The organism is Streptomyces sp. NPDC089799 (genome assembly GCF_040684755.1).
Lineage (GTDB): Bacteria > Actinomycetota > Actinomycetes > Streptomycetales > Streptomycetaceae > Streptomyces.
On record NZ_JBFBGR010000015.1, the window covers coordinates 44,538 to 58,431 of the forward strand.

A 13,894-nucleotide genomic window follows, 5' to 3' on the forward strand; every position below is an offset into this window, starting at 1 on the left:
CGGGCCCGGTGGCAGTGCACTGGACCCATGCTGACAAGAATCGACCACATCGGGATCGCCTGCTTCGACCTCGACAAGACTGTCGAGTTCTACCGTGCCACGTACGGATTCGAGGTGTTCCACTCCGAGATCAACGAGGAGCAGGGCGTCCGCGAGGCCATGCTGAAGATCAACGGCACCTCGGACGGCGGCGCCTCCTACATCCAGCTCCTGGAGCCCGTCCGGGAGGACTCCACCGTCGCGAAGTGGCTGGCGAAGAACGGCGAGGGCGTCCACCACATCGCCTTCGGCACCGAGGACGTCACCGCCGACTCCGAGGCCATCCGCGGCAAGGGCGTCCGGGTCCTCTACGACGAGCCCCGCACCGGTTCCATGGGTTCGAAGATCACGTTCCTGCACCCCAAGGACTGCCACGGAGTCCTCACCGAGCTGGTCACTTCCCACCCCCAGCCGACCGAGCACCCGGAGCACTGACCTCGGCCGTATCCCCGGCCGGTAGAGTGGCGTTTGGCTCGGCCGGGGTTCGGTGCGGAGGGGGTCGGGTGCTGTGACCCCTGCCCCGGCATCTGACACCATGTTTCCCCGGGGGTGCCGTTCAGCGGGCGGACGGTGCTCAATTGGGAGTGAGCTTGCGACCAGGGGACGGATGGGACCGCGCCGTGCGGGGCTACGAACGCCAGGAGAGCCATCAGGCTGAGGCCGACCATCTCTCGCGCTTCGAGGCCGAGATGGAGCGGCTGAAGAAGGAGCGCGAGAAGGTCGTCCAGCACGCCGAGGACCTGGGATACCAGGTCGAGGTGCTGCGGGCCAAGCTCCACGAGGTGCGTCGCGCCCTCGCGTCCCGTCCCGCCTACAACGGCCAGGACATCGGCTACCAGGCCGAGCAGATGCTGCGCGAGGCGCAGCTCCAGGCCGACCAGATGCGTTCCGACGCCGAGCGCGAACTGCGCGAGGCCCGGTCCCAGACCCAGCGGATCCTGCAGGAGCACGCCGAGCACCAGGCGCGCCTGCAGGCCGAACTGCACGCCGAGGCGGTCAGCCGCCGCCAGCGGCTGGACCAGGAGCTCAACGAGCGCCGGCAGACCGTCGAGGCGCACGTCAACGAGAACGTGGCCTGGGCCGAGCAGCTGCGGGCCCGTACGGAGTCCCAGGCGCGCCGGCTCATGGAGGAGTCCCGCGCCGAGGCCGAGCAGGCCCTGGCCGCCGCCCGTGCCGAGGCCGCCCGGGTCGCCGAGGAGACCCGGCGCCGGCTCGCCGAGGCGTCCGAGACCGGCCGCGCCGAGGCCGAGGCCGCCCTGCTGCGCGCCCGCAAGGAGGCCGAGCGGCTGCTGTCCGCCGCCTCCTCGCAGGCCCAGGAGGCCACCGAGCACGCCGAGCGGCTTCGCTCGGCCGCCAGCGCCGAGTCCGAGCAGACCCGGCAGCAGACCCTCGACCTGGGCCGGGTCGCCGACCAGCGGGTCCAGGAGGCCGAGGGCACGCTCCGCGAGGCCCGCTCCGAGGCCGAGAAGCTGCTCGCCGACGCCAAGGAGGCCGCCACCAAGCAGGTGGCCACCGCCGAGTCCGTCAACGAGCAGCGCACCCGCACCGCCAAGGAGCAGGTCGCCCGGCTGGTCACCGAGGCCACCAAGGAGGCCGAGGCCCTCAAGGCGGAGGCGGAGCACGCGCTCGCCGACGCCCGCGCCGAGGCCGAGCGGCTGCGCGCCGAGGCCGGCGAGGAGGCCCGTACGGCCGCCGCCGAGGACACCGCCGCCCAGCTCGCCAAGGCCGCCCGGACCGCCGAGGACATCCTCAACAAGGCGTCCGAGGACGCCAGGGCCACCACCCGGGCCGCGTCCGAAGAGGCCGAGCGGATCCGCCGCGAGGCGGAGACCGAGGCCGAGCGGCTGCACGCGCAGGCCGCCACCAGCGCCGAGCAGCTCAAGGGCGCGGCCAAGGACGACACCGCCGAGTACCGGGCCAAGACCGTCGAGCTCCAGGAGGAGGCGCGACGGCTGCGCGGCGAGGCCGAGCAGCTGCGCGCCGAGGCCGTCGCCGAGGGCGAGCGGATCCGCGGCGAGGCCCGCCGCGAGGCCGTCACCCAGATCGAGGAGGCGGCCAAGACCGCCGAGGAGCTGCTCGGCAAGGCCAAGGCGGACGCCGACGAGCTGCGCCGCGGTGCCTCCGCGGAGAGCGAGCGGGTCCGCACCGAGGCCGTCGAGCGGGCCCAGACCCTGCGCACCCAGGCCGAGGAGACCCTGGAGCGCACCCGGACCGAGGCCGAGCGGCTGCGCACCGAGGCCGAGGAGGCCGCCGAGGCGCTGCGCACCGAGACCGACGCCGCGCTGCGCGAGCGGCGCGAGGAGACCGACCGGGCCCTGGCCGCCCGCCGGGCCGAGGCCGGCACCGAGCTGACCCGGCTGCAGGAGGAGGCGGAGGCCCGGCTGGCGACGGCCGAGCAGACGCTGCGCGACGCCCGCGCCGCCGCCGAGACCCTGCGCCGCGAGACCACCGAGGAGTCCGACCGGCTGCGCGCCGAGTCGGCCGAGCGGATCCGCACCCTGCAGGCCCTGTCGGAGGCCGAGGCCGACCAGCTGCGCACCGACGCCGCGGAGGACGCCGGCCGGGTCCGGGCGGAGGCCGAGCAGGTCGCCGTACGGCTGACCGGTGAGGCCGAGGCCGAGGCCGAGCGGGTGCGCGTGGAGGCGCAGGAGACCGCGGACCGGCTCCGCGCCGAGGCGAAGGCGGCCGCCGAGCGGGTGGCCGAGGAGGCCGCGGAGGCCCTCGCCGCCGCGCAGGACGAGGCCGCGCGCCGCCGCCGGGAGGCGGAGGAGACCCTGGCCGGTGCCCGCGAGGAGGCCGGCAGCGAGCGCGCCCAGGCCCGTGAGCAGAGCGAGGAGCTCCTCGCGGCGGCCCGCAAGCGCACCGAGGAGGCGCAGGCCGAGGCGACCCGGCTGGTCGAGGAGGCGGACCGGCGGGCAGCCGAGCTGGTGGCGGCCGCGGAGGTCACCGCCCGCGAGGTGCGGGAGTCCGTCTCCGGGCTCCGCGAGGAGGCCGAGGAGGAGATCACCGGGCTGCGCAGCGCCGCCGAGCACGCGGCGGAGCGCACCCGGACCGAGGCGCAGGAGGAGGCGGACCGGCTCCGCGCCGACGCGCACGCGGAGCGGGAGCGGGCGGGCGAGGACGCCGCCCGGACCCGTACCGAGGCGAAGACCGAGACGGACGCGGCGAAGGCGCTGGCCGAACGGACCGTCGCGGACGCCATCGCCGAGGCGGAGCAGCTGCGCATCGACACCGGCGAGTACGCCCAGCGCGTGCGTACGGAGGCGACGGACGCGCTGGCCGCGGCCGAGCGGGACGCGGCCCGGACCCGCGCGGACGCCCGCGAGGACGCCAACCGGATCCGCAGCGACGCGGCGGTCTCCCTGGAGGAGTCCCGCGCGGAGGGCCTGCGGATCACGGCCGAGGCGACCGCGGAGGCGGAGCGGCTGACCGAGGAGACCCGCACCGCCAACGAGGCCACGGTCGGCGAGGCGACGGCCGAGGCCGAGCGGATCACCACCGGGGCCGAGGAGGCCGCCGAGGCCACCCGGGCCGAGGCCGCCGGCACCCTGGACGAGGCGCGCTCGGAGGCCAACCGGCTGCGCAGCGAGGCCGCCGAGCAGGCCGACCGGCTCATCACCGAGGCCGCCTCCGAGGCGGAGCGGCTGATCGAGGAGACCCGCACCGCCAACGAGGCCACGGTCGGCGAGGCCGCGGCGGAGGCCGAGCGGCTCACCACCGAGGCGGCCGCGCTGGTGACGGACGCCCGCACGGAGGCGGAGGCGCTCACCGCGAAGGCGGCCGAGACGCTGGCCGGTGCCGAGCGGGACGGCGCGCGCACCCTGGACGAGGCCCGCGCCGAGGGCGACCGGCTGATCGCCGAGGCCACCGCCGAGACCGAGCGGATGACCGCCGAGACCCGCGCGGCCAACGACCGTACGGTCGGCGAGGCGACCGAGCGGGCCGAGGCCCTCAAGGCCGTGGCCGAGCGGATCCTCGACGACGCCCGTACCGAGGGCGGCCGGATCATCGGCGAGGCCACCGCCGAGGCCGAGCGGGTCACCACCGCGGCGGCCGAGACCCTGGAGGCCGCCGAGCGCGAGTCCGAGCAGACCATGGACGAGGCGCGGGCCGAGGGCAACCGGCTGCGCAGCGAGGCCGCCGAGCAGGCCGACCGGCTCATCACCGAGGCCGCTTCCGAGGCGGAGCGGCTGGTCGAGGAGACCCGCAAGGACAACGAACGCACGGTCGGCGAGGCCGCCGCCGAGGCGGAGCGGCTGCGCGCCGAGGCGTCCGAGTCGCTGTCCTCGGCGCAGGAGCACGCCGCCCGCACCCGGTCGGAGGCCGAGCGGGTCAAGTCGGAGGCGGCCGGCGACGCCGAGCGGACCCGCACGGAGGCCCGCGAGGAGTCCGAGCGGCTGCTCGACGACGCCCGGGACGCGGCCAACAAGCGCCGTACGGAGGCCGCGGAGCAGGTCGACCGGCTCATCTCGGAGTCCGTCGCGGAGGCGGAGAACCTCACCAACGAGGCGCAGAAGCAGGCGCTCGCCGCGACCACCGCGGCCGAGGAGCAGGCGGACGCGATGGTGGACGCGGCCCGGAAGGAGGCCGCCCGGATCACCTCGGAGGCCACCGTCGAGGGCAACCTGACGGTGGAGAAGGCCCGTACGGACGCCGACGAGCTGCTGGTCGGGGCGCGTACGGACGCCGCCGCCATACGGGAGCGGGCCGAAGACCTGCGCGGCCGGGTCGAGGCCGAGGTGGAGGAACTGCACGAGCGGGCCCGCCGGGAGACGGCGGAGCAGATGAAGTCGGCCGGCGAGCGGGTCGACAAGCTGGTGAAGGCCGCCACCGAGCAGAGCACCGAGGCCGAGGCCAAGGCCAAGGAGCTGGTTTCGGACGCCAGCAGCGAGGCGTCGAAGGTGCGCATCGCCGCGGTCCGCAAGGCCGAGCAGCTGCTGAAGGAGGCCGAGCAGAAGAAGGCCGACCTTTCGCGGCAGGCCGAGGACGTGCTGGAGCGGGCCAAGGCCGAGGCCGAACGCCTGGTCGACGAAGGTCGGCGGGAACTCGACGTTCTCGTCCGCCGCCGGGAGGACATTCAGGCGGAGATCTCCCGTGTCCAGGATGTACTTGAGGCGTTGGAATCATTCGAGGCGCCTTCGGGTGGCGGAAAGTCATCGGTCGGCAGCCAGGGATCCGGTGGAGTGAAGGCGGGAGCGGCAGCGGGTTCCACTCGTTCGGGTGGAAAGCCGTCAGAGGGGTAGCGAACTGACCGCAGGTGTGCTCCTGATGGGACTCCAGGCGAACGGCGGACAAGCGTTCCGACGCCTTGCCACTCAAAAGGGGTGTCATTGTCCAGATCAAACTGGGATTGACTCGATGACACGCCGTTCCGGCGCCTAGGATTCCCCTCAACACCTCACGTAGCACCTCATCGGTCTCATTCGACAGGAACCCCATGAGCGACACTTCCTCCCCCTTCGGCTTCGAGCTCGTGCGGCGTGGTTACGACCGCGGTCAGGTGGACGACCGCATTACCAAGCTCGTCGCCGACCGTGACAGCGCCCTGTCCCGCATCAACTCCCTGGAAAAGCGCATCGAGGAGCTCCACCTCGAAACGCAGAACGCCCAGGCCCAGGTCACCGACGCCGAGCCGTCGTACGCCGGCCTCGGCGCCCGGGTCGAGAAGATCCTGCGGCTCGCCGAGGAGGAGGCGAAGGACCTGCGCGAGGAGGCCCGTCGCGCGGCCGAGCAGCACCGCGAGCTGGCCGAGTCCGCCGCCCAGCAGGTCCGCAACGACGCCGAGTCCTTCGCCTCCGAGCGCAAGGCCAAGGCCGAGGACGAGGGCGTCCGGATCGTCGAGAAGGCCAAGGGCGACGCGCAGCAGCTGCGCGCCGAGGCCACCAAGGACGCCCAGTCCAAGCGCGAGGAGGCCGACGCGCTCTTCGAGGAGACCCGCGCCAAGGCCGCCCAGGCCGCCGCGGACTTCGAGACCAACCTGGCCAAGCGCCGCGAGCAGTCCGAGCGCGACCTGGCCTCCCGCCAGGCCAAGGCGGAGAAGCGCCTCGCCGAGATCGAGCACCGCGCCGAGCAGCTGCGCCTGGAGGCCGAGAAGCTCCGTACGGACGCCGAGCGCCGGGCCCGCCAGACCGTGGAGACCGCGCAGCGCCAGGCCGAGGACATCGTGGCCGACGCCAACGCCAAGGCCGACCGCATCCGCAGCGAATCGGAGCGCGAGCTGGCTGCGCTCACCAACCGCCGCGACTCCATCAACGCGCAGCTGACCAACGTCCGCGAAATGCTCGCGACGCTGACCGGTGCCGCCGTCGCCGCCGCCACCCCGGTGATCGACGACGAGCCCGTCAGCCGCGGCGTGCCGGCCCAGCAGACCCGCTGACGCACCGGCAACACCCCACCGCGGCCCGACGGGTACCCCCCTCCTGTACCCGCCGGTAGCGAACACCCCGTGCCCGAAGGCCCACGCCCGTTTCCAATTGGCGTCGGGCCTTCGACCGTTCTAGTGTCAGGCGCATGATCGAGCTCGAAGGCCTCACCAAACGATACGGCGCCAAGACCGCCGTCGACAGCCTGAGCTTCCAGGTCAAACCGGGGGTGGTGACCGGCTTCCTCGGCCCCAACGGGGCCGGCAAGTCGACGACCATGCGCATGATGCTCGACCTCGACAACCCGACCAGTGGCACGGTCCGGATCGACGGCAAGCACTACCGGGACCTCAAGGAGCCGCTGAAACACATCGGAGCACTGCTGGACGCCAAGGCCATGCACGGCGGCCGCAGCGCGTACAACAACCTGCTCTGCCTCGCCCAGTCCAACAACGTCCCGGTGAGCCGGGTCGGCGAAGTGCTCGACCTGGTCGGACTGACGGCCGTGGCGAAGAAGAAGTCGAAGGGATTCTCCCTGGGCATGGGTCAGCGCCTCGGCATCGCCGCCGCGCTGCTCGGCAACCCCGAGATCCTCATGTTCGACGAACCGGTCAATGGCCTGGACCCGGAGGGAATTCTCTGGATCCGGAATCTCATGAAAGGTCTTGCGGCCGAGGGGAGGACGATCTTCGTTTCTTCCCACCTCATGAGCGAAATGGCCCTCACGGCCGACCATTTGATCGTCATCGGACAGGGAAAGCTCCTGGCCGACACGTCGATGACGGATTTCATCGACAAGAACTCGCGGAGCTACGTGCGACTCCGCTCCCCGCAGCACGAACGCCTCAAGGACGTCCTGCACGAAGCCGGGATCACCGCGGTCGACGTACCCGGAACCGGCGCCCTGGAAGTCAACGGCACCACGGCCGAGGAACTCGGCGAGCTGGCCGCACAGCACCGGATCGTGCTGCACGAACTCAGCCCGCAACAGGCTTCACTGGAGGAAGCGTTCATGCGCATGACGGCGGACGCGGTCGAATACCACGCGCACGCCCCGGGAGGCCCCGGCATCCCGGCGCCCGGCATGGCCGCGGACAACCCGGCCCGGCCCGCCGACGTCCCCGCCTGGGGAGCCGGCGCCCCGGCCGCCCCGAAGGGCGGTGAGTGAGCATGGCCTTCTCCGCAGTCCTCCGCTCCGAGTGGACCAAGATCCGCACGGTGGCCTCCACCAGCTGGACCCTCGCCCTCGTCTTCCTCGTCACCGTGGGCTTCGCGGCGCTGTTCGGCGCCACGTTCAACACCGACAACCTGGACGAGGTCCAGCGGGCCACCTTCGACCCGACGGCGCTGAGCTTCGGCTCGATGCAGTTCGGACAGCTGTCGATGATCGTCTTCGGTGTGCTGGTCGTGAGCACCGAGTACAGCACCGGCATGATCCGCACCTCGCTGGCCGCGGTACCGCACCGCACCCGCTTCCTGACCGGCAAGATGACCGTGGCCGCGACGCTGGCCCTGGTCGTGGGCCTGCTGACCAGCTTCGTGTCCTTCTTCCTCACCCAGGCCCTGCTCGGTGACCTCGGCATCGGCATCGGCGAGGAGAACGTCCTGCGCGCCGTGGTCGGCGCCGGCCTGTACATGGCGCTCATCGGCCTGTTCGCCATGGGTGTGGCGACCATGCTCCGCAGCTCGGTCGCCGCGATCAGCATCCTGATCCCGTTCTTCCTGATCGTCTCGAACGTCCTCATGGGCTTCGACGCGACCCGCACGGTCGGCCAGTACCTGCCGAGCAACGCCGGAGCGCGGATGATGCAGGTCGTGCCGGGCGCCTTCGGCAACGAGGAAACCCCCTACGGCCCCTGGGGCGGTCTGGGAATCCTCGTCCTGTGGGTGCTGGCCTCGGTGCTCGGCGGCCTGCTGGTCCTGAGGAAGCGCGACGCCTGACCCACCCGCCGCGGCCACACCCGCGGCACCCCCGTCCGGGCCGGTCTCAGGGATACCTCAGGGGTACCTCAGGGATCGGCCCGCGACGGAACCGAACGACACTCGATATCCTCTTTAGTCCTACCCGGGCGAGAGCCGCCCACCGGCAAGAGGCGAGAGCATGATCGAGGCAGTCGGCCTGACCAAGCGCTTCGGCGCGAAGACCGCCGTCGACCAGCTGTCCTTCCAGGTCAGGCCCGGTCACGTGACGGGATTCCTGGGGCCCAACGGCTCCGGCAAGTCCACCACCATGCGCATGATCCTCGGCCTGGACCGGCCCACCTCCGGCCGGGTCACGATCAACGGGTTCCCCTTCCGTGAGCTGCCGAACGCGCAGCGCAGCGTCGGCGCGCTGCTCGACGCCAAGGCCGTGCACGGCGGCCGCCGGGCCCGCACCCACCTGCTCGCCCTCGCCCAGCTCTCCGGCATCCCGGAGAAGCGGGTGGACGAGGTGCTGGGCGTGGTCGGCCTGCAGGACGTGGCCGGCATGCGCACCAAGGGCTTCTCCCTCGGCATGGGCCAGCGCCTCGGCATCGCCGCGGCCCTGCTCGGGGACCCCGAGGTGCTGCTCTTCGACGAGCCGGTCAACGGCCTCGACCCGGAGGGCATCTACTGGGTGCGCAACCTGATGAAGCAGCTCGCCGCCGAGGGCCGCACGGTCTTCGTCTCCTCGCACCTGATGAGCGAGATGGCCCTCACCGCCGACCACCTGATCGTGATCGGCCGCGGGCGGCTGCTGGCCGACATGGGCGTGCAGGATTTCATCGCCCGCAATTCGGCCGGATTCGCTCGGCTCCGGGTCGCCGACACCGACCCCGCGGACCGGCGGACCCTGCACGAGCTGCTCGTCAAGGAGGGCGCGGGAGTCCTCCAGGAGCCCGACGGCGCCCTGCGGGTGACCGGTCTGGAACTGCCCCGGATCTCCGACCTCGCGCACGGGGCCGGCGTACGGCTGTGGGAGCTGTCCCCCCACAAGGCCTCGCTGGAGGAGGCGTACATGCGGATGACGCAGAGCTCCGTGGAGTACACCTCCACCACGGACCCCCGGGCCGAGCTCTTCGAGACCGACCCGATGGCACTGCCGCCCTGGGAGGACCAGGGCTCAGCCGGCCTGGAGGCCGAGACCGCCGCCGGGTTCTACGCTCCCCCGCCGCCGGGCACCCCCGGCAGCCGGCCTTTCCTGATGCCGCGGAGCCCCGCCGAGCTGGCGGGCGGCCCGTCGAACGACCTGCACAACGACCCGGAGAACGACCCGGAGGAGGTCCGATGACCGGCCAGGCCACCGGCCCCGCGAACGGCGCCGCCAACCGTGCGGCCACCGCCGCGGCCGACGCCCCGAGCACCACCCCGATCACGGCCGCCCCGGCGGGCGGACCGGCCCCCGTGCCGGCTCCGGCTCCGGCTCCGGCGTACACCTCGCCGCTGCCGGACGCGCGGCCGACCCTCGCGCACGCCGTGGCCTCGGAATGGACCAAGCTGGTCTCGGTGCGTTCCACTCTGTTCACCCTCGGCTCGCTGGTGCTGGTGGTGACCGGCATCGGCGGACTCGCCGTCTGGCAGACCTCCTCGTCGGACTACGAGCAGATGCCGTACACCGGCCCGGCGATGTTCGGCCTGATGGTCGGGCAGGTGTCGGTGATCGTGCTGGGGGTGCTGACCATCACCTCCGAGTACGGCACCGGACTGATCCGCACCACGCTCACCGCGGCCCCGGACCGCAGCCGGGTGCTGACCGCGAAGTACCTCGTCTTCAGCGCGGTCGCCTTCGCCGTGGTGGCCGCCTCCGTCTTCCTCGTCGGCATCACCGCCGCCCTGGTGCGCTCCGGCCGCGGAGCCGGGGTGCACTCCGGCTCCGAGTGGTCGGGCGCACTGGCCGGCAGCCTCTACGTCACCATGCTGGGCGTGCTGGCGCTGGCGGTCGGGGCGCTGGTGCGGCACTCGGCGGGCGGGATCGCCCTGATGCTGGGCCTGGTGACCATACCGCCGGTGCTGGGTTCGATGCTCGGCGTGTGGGAGGCGACCGCGGACTTCGGCAGGGTGCTGATCGGCTACAGCTCGCCGCTGGCCCTGATCGAGCTCTTCGGCGCGACCGAGGAGGACGCGGGGTACATGGCGGTGCCGGGCGACGTCGCCCAGCTTGCGGTGCTCGGCCTGGTCACCGCGGCCGCGGTGGCCGCCTCGTACGTGGTGGTCGGCCGCCGCGACGTCTGACGGCGGGAGGCCCCACCCCGGCCGTCCGTCCCCTCAGTGCTTCGGCGCGTTCCTGGACCGCTGCACCTTGGTGGTGCGGCGGTCCTTCGCGTTCCAGCAGGCCTTGTGCCAGTGCCGGCGGTCGTCCACGCCGCCGTACTCGGGCCAGGCCACCAGGTGCGGGGTACCGGAGGGGATCTCCTGGTCGCAGCCGGGGCAGCGGTAGCGCTTGCCCACCGCACTCGCGCCCGCGACGTGCCGCACCTTCCAGTCCTCGCCCATCCACTCCTCGGTGTTCTCCAGGCCGAAGCGGCCGGGAGGGGTCCGGGGACCTTCGGCCGGGTTCTCGCCGCCCCTGGGGCGGTTGTGGCGCGGTGACACGTATACCTCACGAAGCAGCGGACGGAAGGGACTTTCCACCAGACTACGCGGAGCGAGCCGGGGTACCCGCAGGGTGTTCACGAAGCGGATCCCTCCCGACCGCCCGGGACGGACCGGGCCGGAGGCCGGGTACCGGGGCCGGGGCTCCGGTACCGGGAACGGGCCGGGCCGAGCCGGATCGAGCTGGGCCGAAAATCTCAATAACTTTCCTGTCAGGCCGTGCCTTTGGCACGTGTCAGACGTTATTGCCAGGGAGGGGAGCCGCGTCAGCCGCGAGGAGGCAGAAGGCGATGCGCGTAGGAGCGTTTGTACTGGCGGCCCAGTTTCCGGGCCAGGGGCAGGGGGAGGCGCTGCACCGGGCGGTGCGGACCGCGGAGGTCGCGGAGGAGGCAGGGCTCGACTCGGTCTGGGTCGCCGAGCACCATTTCGTCCCGTACGGGGTCTGCCCGTCGGCGGTGACCCTGGCCGCCCAGCTGCTCGGCCTGACCCGGCGCATCCGGGTCGGCACGGCGGTGAGCGTGCTGCCGAACACCCATCCGGTGGCGCTCGGCGAACAGGCCGCGCTGCTGCACCTGACCTCGGGCGGCCGGTTCACGCTCGGGGTGGGCCGTGGCGGCCCCTGGGTGGACCTGGAGGTGTTCGGCGGCGGCCTGGCCGCGTACGAACAGGACTTCCCGGAGGCACTGGACCTGCTGCGGCGCTGGCTGGGCGACTCCCGGGTGGGTGCGGCCGGCGGGCGCTACTCGTTCCGCGACGTGGCCGTCGTACCGCGGCCGGCGGAGTCCCTGGACGGTGACGGAACGGGACCGGAAGTGATCCTCGCCTGCACCTCGCCCGGCTCGGTACGGGCGGCCGCCGAGCGCGGGCTGCCGATGCTGCTGGGCATGCACTGCGGCGACGAGGAGAAGGCGGCGATGGTCGCCCTGTGGCGGGAGACGGCACTCGCGGCGGGGCATTCCCCCGACGCGGTCCGGGCCGCGGGCCACGTCTCGGCCGGAGTCTGCCAGCTGGCGGACCGTGCGGCGGACGCGCGCGAGACGCTGCTGAAGGCGCTGCCGGGCTGGCTGAAGCAGGGACTGGACGCCCATGTGACGGTGGACGGACGGCACCGCGCGATGCGGGACCCGGTCGCGTACACGGAGCTGCTGTGCGCCCTGCACCCGGTCGGTACGGTGGAACTCGCCGCGGACCGGCTGGCGGCCACCTCCGAGCGCACCGGGATCAGCCGGTTCGCGCTGCTGGCCGAGGGCTCGGGCGACCTCGCGGCGACGGAGGAGAACGTACGGCTGCTGGGCGCCGAGGTCCTGCCCCGCCTGCTCTGAGGACCGGCCGCGGCGACGGTGACGGCCGTTGCTGCCGCTCCGGGTGCGGAGCGGCAGCGAGGAGCCTGCGAATCGTTCGGATGGAGCCGGGTCGAACTGTCGATCAGGTCTGTCGGTGGATCGATGGATCAGATGGATCAGGTGGACCGATGTATCGGATGGGCCGGTGGATCAGATGGCCGGTGGATCGGGTGGATCGGATGATCGGACGGCGACGGGCAGGTGATCCGGCCCGGCCGGGCCGGCCGGACCGGCCGGCTCAGCAGTCCCGGAGCTCCGGCGACTGGTTCAGCAGCTGACCGCGGATCGACGTGAACTTCGCCAGCCGGTCATCGGCCGAGGCGTCCAGGGGGAACACCGCGACCCGGTGGCAGTTCTGGAAGGCGAGCCGCACTCCGAAGTGCCGCTGCAACGCACCGCGTATCGCGTCACTCGCGAGCGCACGCAGCAGCTGGCCACGCGCCTGCTCGTCCGGCGGCGGCGTCTGGTTGTCGGCGAACTCTCCGCCGTCCACCTTCAGCTGGGCCACCAGCGAGCTGATCATCTCCCATGCGAAGGGCAGGGAGGTCCGGACGCAGTCGACGAAAGCGGCTTCGTCGACCTCGCCTCGCTCGGCCTGTTCGAGTAGGGCCGGTGAGACGTCGAGCGACATGGGTTCTCCTCTCGCGACCCCGGCCGGTTCGGTGACCGGAGTCTTACGGGCAGGGAAGGAGGCGCCGCGACGCGCGGCGACCACGTGTGCGCGTTCGGCAACCTCCTGCTCACCACGGTAGGCGTCCCATGGGGACCGCACCAGGAGAATGCGCATACAACGCGCCATCCGCGAACGGGGCTTTCGGGGGCGAATCGCGTGAGGGCGGCTCCGTCGAGTAGCGTTGCCGACCATGCGTCTCGTCATTGCCCGCTGCTCCGTCGACTACGCGGGCCGGCTCACCGCCCATCTGCCCTCCGCACCCCGTCTGATCCTCGTGAAGGCCGACGGCAGTGTCTCGATCCACGCGGACGACCGGGCGTACAAACCGCTCAACTGGATGTCCCCGCCGTGCACCCTCAAGGAGGGGACGGGAGACGAGGCGGGCGTCTGGACGGTCGTCAACAAGGCGGGCGAGAAGCTCATCATCACGATGGAAGAAGTCCTCCACGACTCCTCGCACGAACTGGGCGTGGACCCCGGCCTGATCAAGGACGGCGTGGAAGCGCACCTCCAGGAACTCCTCGCGGACCGCATCGACACCCTGGGCGAGGGCTACACGCTGATCCGCCGCGAGTACATGACGGCGATCGGCCCGGTGGACATCCTGTGCCGGGACGCCGACGGCGCCACCGTGGCTGTCGAGATCAAGCGGCGCGGCGAGATCGACGGCGTGGAGCAGCTCACCCGCTACCTGGAACTGCTGAACCGGGACCCGCACCTGGCCCCGGTCCGCGGCATCTTCGCGGCCCAGGAGATCAAGCCCCAGGCCCGCGTCCTCGCCACCGACCGCGGCATGGACTGCTTCGTCCTGGACTACGACGCCCTCCGCGGCATCGAGGACGACAAGCTCCGCCTCTTCTGACCCCCGGCCCGGTACGGGCGCCCGCCCGGTGTGGGCGGGCATCCCGCCCCGGTGTGGGCAGGCG

At 72.5% G+C, this 13,894-nt stretch carries 11 protein-coding genes; 9 read left to right on the forward strand and 2 right to left on the reverse strand.

Annotation, left to right across the window (positions count from 1 at the left end; all coding sequences use genetic code 11):
• Positions 1-27 precede the first annotated feature (27 nt).
• From mce to AB0O36_RS18470, 7 genes are all read left to right on the forward strand, one after another.
• Positions 28-474 (forward strand): methylmalonyl-CoA epimerase, encoded by a 447-nt coding sequence (mce, locus tag AB0O36_RS18440; RefSeq protein ID WP_365111132.1) that lies wholly within the window; start codon positions 28-30, stop codon positions 472-474.
• A gap of 149 nt (positions 475-623) precedes the next feature.
• Positions 624-5,282 carry a polarized growth protein Scy gene (gene scy / locus AB0O36_RS18445; protein WP_365111135.1) on the forward strand — a complete coding sequence of 1,553 codons (4,659 nt, stop codon included), beginning with the start codon at positions 624-626 and terminating at the stop codon, positions 5,280-5,282.
• Positions 5,283-5,476: 194 nt separating this feature from the next.
• Positions 5,477-6,415: a cellulose-binding protein gene (locus AB0O36_RS18450; RefSeq protein WP_365111138.1), complete on the forward strand. Its 939-nt coding sequence runs from the start codon at positions 5,477-5,479 to the stop codon at positions 6,413-6,415.
• A 134-nt stretch (positions 6,416-6,549) separates the two neighbouring features.
• Positions 6,550-7,569, forward strand: a complete 1,020-nt coding sequence (locus tag AB0O36_RS18455) for an ATP-binding cassette domain-containing protein (protein ID WP_365111140.1) — start codon at positions 6,550-6,552, stop codon at positions 7,567-7,569.
• A gap of 2 nt (positions 7,570-7,571) precedes the next feature.
• On the forward strand, positions 7,572-8,342 hold the full coding sequence (locus AB0O36_RS18460; protein WP_365111142.1) for an ABC transporter permease: 771 nt from the start codon (positions 7,572-7,574) through the stop codon (positions 8,340-8,342).
• Positions 8,343-8,502: 160 nt separating this feature from the next.
• Positions 8,503-9,651 carry an ABC transporter ATP-binding protein gene (locus AB0O36_RS18465; RefSeq protein ID WP_365111145.1) on the forward strand — a complete coding sequence of 383 codons (1,149 nt, stop codon included), beginning with the start codon at positions 8,503-8,505 and terminating at the stop codon, positions 9,649-9,651.
• Positions 9,648-10,592, forward strand: coding sequence for an ABC transporter permease (locus tag AB0O36_RS18470; protein ID WP_365111147.1), 945 nt, complete (start codon positions 9,648-9,650; stop codon positions 10,590-10,592). Before AB0O36_RS18465 ends, AB0O36_RS18470 begins: the two co-directional genes overlap by 4 nt.
• Before the next feature lie 33 nt (positions 10,593-10,625).
• On the opposite strand, the gene AB0O36_RS18475 is transcribed toward AB0O36_RS18470, so the two are convergent.
• The gene (locus AB0O36_RS18475; RefSeq protein ID WP_365111149.1) at positions 10,626-10,952 is read right to left on the reverse strand and encodes an ATP/GTP-binding protein; all 327 of its coding nucleotides are present in this window, start codon (positions 10,950-10,952) and stop codon (positions 10,626-10,628) included.
• Between the two features lie 290 nt (positions 10,953-11,242).
• Here AB0O36_RS18475 and AB0O36_RS18480 point away from each other — a divergent pair, with 290 nt between their 5' ends.
• Positions 11,243-12,274, forward strand: coding sequence for an LLM class flavin-dependent oxidoreductase (locus AB0O36_RS18480; protein WP_365111152.1), 1,032 nt, complete (start codon positions 11,243-11,245; stop codon positions 12,272-12,274).
• A gap of 259 nt (positions 12,275-12,533) precedes the next feature.
• Here AB0O36_RS18480 and AB0O36_RS18485 read toward each other — a convergent pair whose 3' ends face one another.
• Positions 12,534-12,926, reverse strand: a complete 393-nt coding sequence (locus AB0O36_RS18485) for an SCO5389 family protein (protein ID WP_150207310.1) — start codon at positions 12,924-12,926, stop codon at positions 12,534-12,536.
• A gap of 232 nt (positions 12,927-13,158) precedes the next feature.
• On the opposite strand from AB0O36_RS18485, the gene nucS reads away from it, so the two are divergent.
• Positions 13,159-13,830 carry an endonuclease NucS gene (gene nucS, locus AB0O36_RS18490; RefSeq protein WP_365111155.1) on the forward strand — a complete coding sequence of 224 codons (672 nt, stop codon included), beginning with the start codon at positions 13,159-13,161 and terminating at the stop codon, positions 13,828-13,830.
• The last annotated feature ends 64 nt before the right edge of the window (positions 13,831-13,894 follow it).

Excerpts from the sequence above, each read along its gene's own strand:
- mce (WP_365111132.1), top strand. The coding sequence starts at position 28 with ATGCTGACAAGAATCGACCACATCGGGATCGCCTGCTTCGACCTCGAC.
- AB0O36_RS18460 (WP_365111142.1), top strand. The coding sequence starts at position 7,572 with ATGGCCTTCTCCGCAGTCCTCCGCTCCGAGTGGACCAAGATCCGCACG.
- AB0O36_RS18485 (WP_150207310.1), bottom strand. The coding sequence starts at position 12,926 with ATGTCGCTCGACGTCTCACCGGCCCTACTCGAACAGGCCGAGCGAGGC.
- AB0O36_RS18465 (WP_365111145.1), top strand. The coding sequence starts at position 8,503 with ATGATCGAGGCAGTCGGCCTGACCAAGCGCTTCGGCGCGAAGACCGCC.
- AB0O36_RS18480 (WP_365111152.1), top strand. The coding sequence starts at position 11,243 with ATGCGCGTAGGAGCGTTTGTACTGGCGGCCCAGTTTCCGGGCCAGGGG.
- nucS (WP_365111155.1), top strand. The coding sequence starts at position 13,159 with ATGCGTCTCGTCATTGCCCGCTGCTCCGTCGACTACGCGGGCCGGCTC.
- AB0O36_RS18470 (WP_365111147.1), top strand. The coding sequence starts at position 9,648 with ATGACCGGCCAGGCCACCGGCCCCGCGAACGGCGCCGCCAACCGTGCG.
- AB0O36_RS18455 (WP_365111140.1), top strand. The coding sequence starts at position 6,550 with ATGATCGAGCTCGAAGGCCTCACCAAACGATACGGCGCCAAGACCGCC.
- AB0O36_RS18450 (WP_365111138.1), top strand. The coding sequence starts at position 5,477 with ATGAGCGACACTTCCTCCCCCTTCGGCTTCGAGCTCGTGCGGCGTGGT.